The organism is Streptomyces sp. MUM 203J, assembly GCF_022414595.1.
GTDB lineage: Bacteria > Actinomycetota > Actinomycetes > Streptomycetales > Streptomycetaceae > Streptomyces.
Genome location: NZ_JADWYO010000110.1, coordinates 1 through 8,524, shown reverse-complemented (window position 1 = coordinate 8,524; position 8,524 = coordinate 1). Strand labels below are relative to the sequence as shown.

At 72.5% G+C, this 8,524-nt stretch carries 9 protein-coding genes; 4 read left to right on the top strand and 5 right to left on the bottom strand.

Annotated elements, in window-relative coordinates:
• Positions 1-72: 72 nt before the first annotated feature.
• The 5 genes from I3F58_RS28835 to I3F58_RS28815 all read right to left on the bottom strand — a co-directional run bounded on the left by I3F58_RS28835 (position 73) and on the right by I3F58_RS28815 (position 5,701).
• On the bottom strand, positions 73-441 hold the full coding sequence (locus tag I3F58_RS28835) for a VOC family protein (RefSeq protein WP_240111662.1): 369 nt from the start codon (positions 439-441) through the stop codon (positions 73-75).
• A 215-nt stretch (positions 442-656) separates the two neighbouring features.
• Positions 657-1,679, bottom strand: coding sequence for a DUF389 domain-containing protein (locus I3F58_RS28830; RefSeq protein WP_240111660.1), 1,023 nt, complete (start codon positions 1,677-1,679; stop codon positions 657-659).
• Positions 1,680-2,216: 537 nt separating this feature from the next.
• Positions 2,217-3,038, bottom strand: a complete 822-nt coding sequence (locus I3F58_RS28825) for a class I SAM-dependent methyltransferase (RefSeq protein WP_240111659.1) — start codon at positions 3,036-3,038, stop codon at positions 2,217-2,219.
• Entirely contained in the window at positions 3,028-4,590 is a 1,563-nt protein-coding gene (locus tag I3F58_RS28820; protein ID WP_240111658.1) for a radical SAM protein, read from the bottom strand. The genes I3F58_RS28825 and I3F58_RS28820 overlap by 11 nt, the downstream gene beginning before the upstream one ends.
• A 541-nt stretch (positions 4,591-5,131) precedes the next feature.
• A complete protein-coding gene (locus I3F58_RS28815) occupies positions 5,132-5,701 on the bottom strand; it encodes an SRPBCC family protein (RefSeq protein WP_240111657.1) in 570 nt (189 codons plus the stop codon).
• 158 nt (positions 5,702-5,859) lie between these two features.
• Between I3F58_RS28815 and I3F58_RS28810 the strand changes: the two genes are divergently transcribed.
• The 4 genes from I3F58_RS28810 to I3F58_RS28795 are packed head-to-tail and all read left to right on the top strand — an operon-like array spanning position 5,860 to position 7,764.
• Positions 5,860-6,651, top strand: a complete 792-nt coding sequence (locus I3F58_RS28810) for a CDP-alcohol phosphatidyltransferase family protein (RefSeq protein ID WP_240111656.1) — start codon at positions 5,860-5,862, stop codon at positions 6,649-6,651.
• Complete coding sequence (locus I3F58_RS28805; protein ID WP_240111655.1) at positions 6,627-6,773, top strand: hypothetical protein; 147 nt, start codon at positions 6,627-6,629, stop codon at positions 6,771-6,773. The genes I3F58_RS28810 and I3F58_RS28805 overlap by 25 nt, the downstream gene beginning before the upstream one ends.
• Complete coding sequence (locus I3F58_RS28800; RefSeq protein ID WP_240111654.1) at positions 6,770-7,333, top strand: PRC-barrel domain-containing protein; 564 nt, start codon at positions 6,770-6,772, stop codon at positions 7,331-7,333. Before I3F58_RS28805 ends, I3F58_RS28800 begins: the two co-directional genes overlap by 4 nt.
• Positions 7,334-7,335: 2 nt before the next feature.
• Positions 7,336-7,764, top strand: coding sequence for a PRC-barrel domain-containing protein (locus tag I3F58_RS28795; protein WP_240111661.1), 429 nt, complete (start codon positions 7,336-7,338; stop codon positions 7,762-7,764).
• Positions 7,765-8,524: the final 760 nt, after the last annotated feature.

Sequence of the window (8,524 nt, the reverse complement as noted above, 5' to 3'; positions counted from 1 at the left end):
GGGACATCCTTTCTCCTGGACTCAAGATCCAAGTGTCTCGGGTGTCCAAGATCCGGGGTCAAGGCCCCAGCGTCACCGGGCCGGGATCGGCTGGGTGAGGTTCACCGGGTTGCCGTCGGGGTCCTGGATGTGGGCGACGCGCTGTCCCCACGGCATGTCGTCGGGGCCGCCGCGGACCGAGCCGCCCAGTGCCGTCACCCGGCCGAGCATCTCGTCGACGTCGTCGACACCGATGCTGAGCAGGATCCGCGGTGCCGCCCCTGTCCCCGGGTTCGTCCCGGCCGCCAGCCCGAGGTCGGTGTCGCCGATGCGCAAGCCGAGGTAGAAGGCCGGGCCTTCCGTCGGCACCCGGAAGATCTCCTCAGCCCCGAACAGTTTCGTGTAGAAGCCGAGCAGAACATCCTGGTGGGCAGTAATGATCACTGGCTGGATGGTGGACATGGCACTCCTGTCGAGAACGGTCGGGGCGTTGGGCAGACCGTTCGAGGACGGGGAACTCATCGGCAGGGGCTCCCCGTCGACGATCTGCGACACGGACTGCCGTCCACGACCGTCACGAGCACCTCGGAGCGAGAGGATGCCGCGAACCTGCCGGGGGCGCATGCCGGTACTGCGGGGTGCTGTGGCGGAGGGGCGGGCGGACGCGCCGGGTGCGCTCAGCCCCCGCCGACCGTGCCCGCCTCCACCTGGCGGCCCCGGGTGCTCTCCACCACCACCGGGATGCCGTTCGGGATCTGCCCGTTGAGGTCGGCGAGCAGCGAGTCGACGGGCGGCAGGTCGCTCGGCGTGCGGACGTTGACCCGGATGGTGCGTTCCGTGACGCTCACCGAGGTCACCTCCGCGCCGGGCACTTGGCGTACCCAGGCGGTGGCGGCCGTCTGTACCCGCTCGGTCCAGATGGCGGTGAGATAGGTGATCCCGGTGTTCGCCACCAGCGGCAGTGTCACAGCGGAGACCAGCAGCGTCAGCATCAGCCGTACGCGGCGCGGGGCATGAGGCAGGGCCTGTGCGGTCTCGGTGGCATAGCCGAGCGCTGTGAACATGAGCATCCCGGACAGTGCCAGGGCGAGCAGGTTGGAGAGGAAGAGCAGCGTCGCGCCGAGCGCCAGCAGCCAGGAGCCCCGGCCCGCGCAGACCCCGACCACTGCCAGCGGGGGGACCAGGGAGATGGCGATGGCCACCCCCGGCAGCACGGCGCCGACATCGCGGCGGGCCAGAGCCACGGCCCCGGCGAGGCCGGTCGCGAGCGCGGCGATCAGATCGAGCAGGCCGGGGGAGGTGCGGCTGGAGATCTGGTTGTTGGCGAGCAGGTTGTAGGAGCCGGGGAGTACGACGGAGAAGAGCACGCCGAGGACGATGACCAGCAGGCAGCCGAAGAAGACGAACGGGACCGAGCCGTTGCGGCGGCGCTGCACCACGCCCACAGCGATGCCCATGATGGGAGTGGAGAGCGGTGCGATGATCATCGCGCCGATGACCGTGGCCGTGGAGTCGTTCAGCACGCCCGCTGTGGCGATCAGGCCCGAGAGTGTCAGCATCGTCCAGTAGGCGGACTGTTTGGACCTGGTGTCACCCCTTCTCAGCTCCAGGTCCTCGGCGACTTCTTCGAGCGTGCGGCGCTGGGACTCGGGGAGCACCCTGCTGCGGAGCCTGCTGATCAACCGTGATGAGTCGGCCATTCGTCGAGTATCGGTAGGTATCACCCGCTTTGGGTGTCCGGACACGCCCTCCCTGGAGGGTCGCACCCGGTCGGTTCGCCGGGGCCGACCGCAGGGCGGATGATCGGATCGACGCGGGGGCGGTGGCGGACCGGTCCGGGCTCAGGCCCACCGGGTGAGGCCGATGACGTCTCCGTCGAGGGCTGTGAGGCCGGTGATCAGCTTGCCGCCGCCAACGCCCAGGGCTCTCGGCGGACCTCCCCACCGTGGGTCGGTGAGCGGGTCTGTTCCGTGGCCGGTGGTGATGCCGGGCGCTCGCCTGTGACGGTTGAGCGTGCAGGATGCGAACGTGCCTGCAGGAAAGGTGCTTTCGGTGTTGCACCGAAGGTGCGGCGGGCGCCGGCGAGACGGTCCCGATGGCTCGGATCCGGGAGGCTCCCGTTCCCTGACCGGTGGGCGGGGTGGTGACGGCCGTGGTGCTCTTCCACTCTGTCGTGCTTGCCTCGCGTTCTCATCGCCGGCACCGGGGGCAGGGCACCGGCAGGTGTGCGCGGGCGCTCACGGCCCCGGCGGTGGTTCGCCGGACCGTCCGCCCCGTGCTCTCACAGCGGTCAGCAGCGCATACCCGAGAACGCCGTCGGCGACTGCGGCGCGGGCCGCGTCGAGGACCGCCCTTGCCGCGCCCAGGTCCACGCCCGCCTGGGCGAGACGGGCCGGTGCGGTGACGCGCAGCAGGTCCAGCCGGGCCTGGATCTGGTCGACCATGCGGATCATCGCCTCGTCGTGCCGCTCCACGGCGAGGGTGCGCAGCCCTGCCGCGGCGAGGATCTCCGCGTACTCTTCGAGCGGCCGCGCGTCGGCGATGCAGGCGATGCGGGCGGTCAGCCCGCGTAGCTCGGGCGGGAGACGGTCGGGGACGGCGGTGACATCGGTGATGCCGATGCGTCCGCCGGGTGTGAGGACGCGGAAGAACTCGGCCGCGGCCCGGCGCTTGTCGGGGAAGGTGCACAGCGCGCACTCGCACACCACCGCGTCGAACACCGCGTTCCGGTAGGGCAGTCGCTCGGCGTCGCCGGTGGTGAAGGCCACCCGTCCCGTGAGCCCGGCGGCCCCGGCCGCGCCCCGGGCGATGGCTGTGCTGGCGGGCGAGTAGTCGACAGCGTCTGCCCGCACCTCGTAGGCGTCGGCCAGCAGGAGTGCTGTGGTGCCCCGGCCGGAGGCGACGTCGAGGACCCGCATGTCCGGGGTGAGGCCGAGACGGTCGGCCAGGCGGCGGGTCAGGGCGGTGCCGCCGGGGTGGTAGGAGTCGCCGAGCAGCAGGCCCACCACGTCGTCGGAGTACGCCTCAGCACAGCAGGACTTGGCCTGGTCACTGTCCATCGCGGGCATCTTTCGTGGTCTTGGAGCCGTACGGGGTCGTGGCCAGTCGGCCGGTGAGGGGGAGCGCGTTCGGGGCGACCGGGGCGACGGGTACGCCGGACAGCTCGGCGCGGACCTGTTCCCGGTAGCCGACGGAGTTGTAGGCGCAGAAGGGGATGAGCCGCCCGTCGGGGGTGATCTCCTCGACGCAGCACTTCATCAGCTGCTTGACGTTGAGGGTGTAGGGGTCCTGGAAGTCCTGCACGACGATCATGAACGTCTTGTCGTCGAGCTGCTTCACGGCCTGTGGCAGATCGATTCCGCAGGCATCGGCGCAGTCCAGGGATTCGGCGGTGGCGCGCAGCTTCTCCGCGGTCGTGGCGGATCCCATGGACGCCGAGGCCGACCACAGTTTCTCCAGGGCCTCACGGATTCCCGCGTCGGGCGTGACGCGGTTGGTGACGTAGTCGAGGTGGTCCTCGACGTCCAGCAGCCGTGGGATCGGTACGACGGTGCGGTCGCCGGGTTCGCCGTCCACCAGGAGGTAGGTGACGGAGCGGCAGGTGGGGAAGCAGCACGGGACGGGGAAGAAGTCGCCTTTGCGGAACCAGCCGGGCAGCTGTTCACTGATCAGCCGGATGACATCGGGGTTGGTGAGCCGTTGCAGGGGGTCGAAGGCGACGTGCCGCCCGGAGTGGGTGACCGGCTGGAAGGCGACCGACCGGACGGCGGGGTGGTCGATGCCGTACTCGATGATCGCTCCGAGTTCGTGCTCGTTCAGGCCGCGCTCGACGGCGGCGACGAGGGTGACGGTCAGACCGGCCTCGGCGCAGTTGTCCAGGGCCCGCTGCTTGATCGTGCGCAGGTCCCGGCCGCGGATCTCCCGGTGGGTGCGCTCCTCGAAGCCGTCGAACTGGAGGTAGACGTTCACCGACTTGCCGGGCAGCTGGTTGCGCTTGCCGAGTGCGGCGGCGAAGCGTGTGTCGGTGGCCAGGCGGATACCGTTCGTGTTGAGGGTGACGTTCCTGATCGGGCGGGTCTGGGCGAGGTCGACGAAGTCGAGGATGTGCCGGTGGAGGGTGGGCTCGCCCCCGGAGAACATCACCACTTCCGCCTCGCCCTCCGACTCCACGAACGCGTCCAGCATCCGCGCGCACTGCTCGCGGGTGAGGGAGTAGCCGTCGCTCTGGTGGCCGGAGTCGGCGAAGCAGATCGGGCAGTCCAGGTTGCAGCCGGTGTTGACCTCGATGATGCCGAGACAGGCGTGCTGCTTGTGCTCCGGGCACAGCCCGCAGTCCTTCGGGCAGCCGTCCTTCACCTCGGTCTGGAAGGTCAGCGGGATCGTGCCGGGCTTGTTGAACCGGGCCGAGGACAGGTACTCCTCGGCGTCCCCGTACACCAGCGCCTCGAACTCACCGTGCTCACGGCAGCGTTTGCGCAGATAGACCCTGTTCTCGCGGATGTTGACCTGCGCGTCGACGGGTGTCTTGCACAGCGGGCAGATCGACTTGGTGAACTCCACGAACACCTCGTGCCGGTCCGCCTTGCGCCCGGGGTCGGGGGTCTTCGGCATCGGGGAACTCCTCTCCCGTTCGGGGCAGTCGCTTCACGGTCTTCGCCGCGCGGATCGGCTGCGCCCGGGGCCTGGCCCGGTCCGTGCGCTCGGACGGCGGCCGTCCGGCACCGGTCCCCGGCGGCGGCGAGCCCCGTATCGGCGGGCCCGGACGGTTGGGGGTCCCCACCGCGGCGGGCGGTGTTCCGCCGTCGGCCGGGCGAAGCCCCGCCCACGGCGCCGACCACCCGGCCGGCCCCGGCCGACGGGCCCGCGAAGCCGGCCAGGAGCCCGGCACCCGCAGCGGCCGTGCCACCGGGACGGACACGTGTGACTGGGGCGCGGAGCGGAACAGCGGCCCGGGGCACACCTTGCCCGTACGCGGCCGGAATCCGCGGCAGGCGCCCGGCGGCGCCCGGCGGGCCGACAGCCGTCGCCGTGTGCACCCGCCCGGGCACGATCCGCAGCACCATGGTCCGACCGTAGACGCCCGGGAGCCGCGGGAACCGCAAGCGCGCTCACCGAAGCCGCAGCCTCGCCCAGTGGAACGGACACCCGGTCCCTACCGTGGGGACGCGCGGCGTTCGGCCTCGTGGCGAACTGCGGCCAGGGAGGCGGCCACGGTCTCCTCCCACCGCGGGGCGACCAGGTCCCCCCACCACTGCCCCGCTCGCCACAGATCCGTCCCCATCTCGCCCTCGTACACCAGGCGCGTGCCGGAGCCCTGCTCGGTGAGGGTGAACGTCTCGGTGACGGCGGGCACCGGCCCGCGCACCAGGCGGAAGTCGACCCGTTCCGGACGGGTGAACTTGACCGTCTCCACCGTGGTCGCGGTCAGCCGGCCGCCGACGACGGGGGTTCGGTGCGCGGCGAGCACCAGGTCCGAGCCCCGCTCCAGTACCACGACCTTCTCCCGCATCGCCGTGGTCGCCCGGCCCAGGTACGGCTGGGCGACCACGTCGAACACCACCTCGCGCCCGGCCGCGATCTCGACGGTCTGCCGCCCGAGCGGCCGCGTGCGCCGCCCCACTCCCAGATCCAGGGGCAGCGCCCCGGTCACCAGCCCCCAGTACGCGGCCGCCGTGCTCGCGCACACCACTCCCATCGCTCCCAGAACACCGGTCCGTACCATCGTCCGATCCTCTCCGCACGTGTCGTCTCCTGCTCCGCCCGACGTTAGGCCGGGAGGTCCCGCCGGCCGGTGAGCGCGCACCGGCCGTGCGGCGCGTCGGCCCGTACCGTGAACACCACCGCCTGACAGCGAGGAGAGACGTGGAGCCTGCCGCCGGGATGTCCGACAGCCGCGCCGCCACGAACGCGCTGCTCGCCGAGCTGCGCGCAGGCGGCATGGCGCCGACGGCCGTCGTGCTCTTCCTCGCGCGGGCTGCCCGGCGGTCGGTGGTCCAGGCCGCCCGGCGCCCGCGGGCCCTGGCCGAACTGACCGTCCTGCACGCGGCTCTGTACGCACTGGCCGCCGGCAGACGGCCGGGCCCCCGATGGGTGACCGCCAGCTGGGTGCTGGCCGCCTTGCACCTCGGGCTGCTGGAACACCGGCGGCGCCTGGCCGCCGCGGACATGCTGACACTGCTGCGGGGTGCGCTTCCCGCCCTGCCCGGCGGGAGCGCCCGCTTCTCGGGGCTGGTGGCGATCGGCCTCGATCTCGCCGACGGGCGCCTCGCCCGGCGGCAGGGCACCGTCTCTCCCTTCGGGGACTACGCCGACACCTTCGCCGATGCCGCCTTCTGGACCTGGCACACCTGGCGGTACGAGACCAGCCGTACGGCACGGGCCGCTGCCGTGGCCGCGTGGGTCGTGCCGGTCGTCGCCGTCACCACGACCGCCCTGCACCGCGGCCGGATGCCTGAGAGGCTCCGTCCCGTCCTGCTGCGTCCCGCTGCCGCGATGCAGATCGTTCTCGCCGCCCGCCGGCTCCGGCGCGGCGCTCCCGCATCCCCGGCGGACAGCTGGGCCCCGTCCCGTCCTGGCGTCGACAGCCGCCGCTCTTCGTCGCACACTGAACTACGGGGGCGGTCCCGGCGGACCGGGAGGTGCAGGACGTGGACTGGTGGATCTGGGTGGTGATCGCGCTGGCGATCGTGGTGCTGTTCGCGGTCTCGCTGCTCGTGGTCCAGGCACGGCGGCGCAGCGGCGGAGTGATCGCGGGCCGGCGGCCCCCACGAGGCGGAGGCGGGTCCCGCTCATGACGGACTTCGTGCGGGCCAGCGAGATGGCCAGACTCCCGGTGGTGACGCTGGAGGGCGAGGATGTCGCACAGATCAAGGACATCGTCTTCGACGCCGCCCGCGGCAGCGTCCGCTGTTTCACCCTGAGCGGACGCGGGCTGCTAGCCGGGCCGCTGAAGCGGGACCTGCCGTGGAACAAGGTGCACGCTCTGGGACCGGACGCGGTGATGATCCGGGACGAGAGCGCGCTCGCCGACGACGACCGGATCTCCAAGGACCTCACGGCTTCCGGAGGCGGAAACGTCATCGGTGCCCGGGTGATGACCGAGAGCGGCAGCAGCCTCGGCAGGATCGTCGATGTCGTCATCACCGGTGGCCGGAAGCCGGCCGTGGCCGGCTACGAGGTCGAGACCGCGGGCCGCGGCTCCCACCGGGTCCTGCTGCCTGTGATCAAGCCCGTGGCCGTCTCCGGCGAGATGGTCCTGGTGCCCGATGCCACCGGCGAGTTCACCGCAGGCGACCTGGCCGGGTTCCCCGAAGCGATGCGCGGTCTGCGCAGACGACTGGAACGGGAGACGTGACGATGCTGTTCAGCGAGATCAAGGGCCGAAGCGTCATAGGCCTGGACACCGCCGAGACCCTCGCCACCGTCACCGGACTCGCCGTCGCCACCTCACCCGCACGCATCGCCGCCCTCCGTCTCACGGCCAAGGGCCCCGGCACGCTGGTGACCTGGAACCAGATCCAGGCGGTCGGCCCTGACGCCATCACCGTGCGCAAAGCGGACGACATCCGGACCGAGGCCGACGTCCCGACTCCGGCGGACAAGCACCACGACCCCCTCGGCAGGCGGGCCCTGACCGAAACCGGACGCGAACTCGGCCCGGTCGAGAACATCGAGTTCGACGAAGCCACCGGGCGCATCCAGCGGCTGACCATCGCCGGTCGGGAGATCGAGGGCGAGCGGCTGCTCGGCGCCGGCAGCTACGCCGTCGTCGTCGCCGTCTCCTGAAGCGGGGCCTGCAGGCGGCACGGCCCGCGCGTCGTGCGCGGACGCGGGTCCTGACGGGTGGCCCGGCCCCGGCGGCCCAGCCGGGTCGACTCCGCCCTGCCGGCGTCGGGCGGAACAGCCGGAGCAGGGGAGGCGGCGCGAGGCCGGGCACCTCGGGGTCCGCAGGACAGGAAGGCCGCCGGGTGACGTACGACCCCTGGACGGGCTTCTCGGCGGTGCCGGAGGTCACCGGTCCGCCTCGGCCGGGCCCGTGCCGCGCGGCTGCTCGGTGGAGGCCCCCGCCGCCCGGCGCGCCCCGGGCGAGCCGCACACGGCTGACCGGCCACCCGGCCCGACGACCGGCCTCGCCCAGGCTGCTGTGCGCAACCCGCAGCCCGTGCCGAGCCCCGCACGAGCCGACGTCACTGCTGGACCGGGCCCGCACCGGCCGACGGTGCGCGGCGTGACGCGGACCGGCCTGAGCCTCGCCGGGATCGAGCGGCGGCCCGCCCTCGGTGGCATGCCGGGCCGGTAGGCCCTCGTCGCCGGGAAGACCCGCCACCAGGCCGGTACGCACGGGGCGCGTGCAGTGCCGTGGAACTCCCCGGACGGCTGCCCCGTGGTCCCGGACGCTCACCGGGAGGTGCGGTCCGCCGCGGGAAAGCGCTGCCCGGCAGCCTAGCCGCGGCGGCCGCCACGGTGGCCGGAGCCGCGGGCGGCTTTGCCGGAGGGGGCGCTGGTGGCGGTCCCGCCCCCTCCCGCCCGGCGGTCGGCCCCGCGC

Bases quoted from the DNA above. Each gene is read 5' to 3' on its own strand.
- I3F58_RS28815 (WP_240111657.1), bottom strand. From the start codon at position 5,701: ATGGTACGGACCGGTGTTCTGGGAGCGATGGGAGTGGTGTGCGCGAGC.
- I3F58_RS28825 (WP_240111659.1), bottom strand. From the start codon at position 3,038: ATGGACAGTGACCAGGCCAAGTCCTGCTGTGCTGAGGCGTACTCCGAC.
- I3F58_RS28810 (WP_240111656.1), top strand. From the start codon at position 5,860: ATGTCCGACAGCCGCGCCGCCACGAACGCGCTGCTCGCCGAGCTGCGC.
- I3F58_RS28800 (WP_240111654.1), top strand. From the start codon at position 6,770: ATGACGGACTTCGTGCGGGCCAGCGAGATGGCCAGACTCCCGGTGGTG.
- I3F58_RS28795 (WP_240111661.1), top strand. From the start codon at position 7,336: ATGCTGTTCAGCGAGATCAAGGGCCGAAGCGTCATAGGCCTGGACACC.
- I3F58_RS28830 (WP_240111660.1), bottom strand. From the start codon at position 1,679: ATGGCCGACTCATCACGGTTGATCAGCAGGCTCCGCAGCAGGGTGCTC.
- I3F58_RS28835 (WP_240111662.1), bottom strand. From the start codon at position 441: ATGTCCACCATCCAGCCAGTGATCATTACTGCCCACCAGGATGTTCTG.
- I3F58_RS28820 (WP_240111658.1), bottom strand. From the start codon at position 4,590: ATGCCGAAGACCCCCGACCCCGGGCGCAAGGCGGACCGGCACGAGGTG.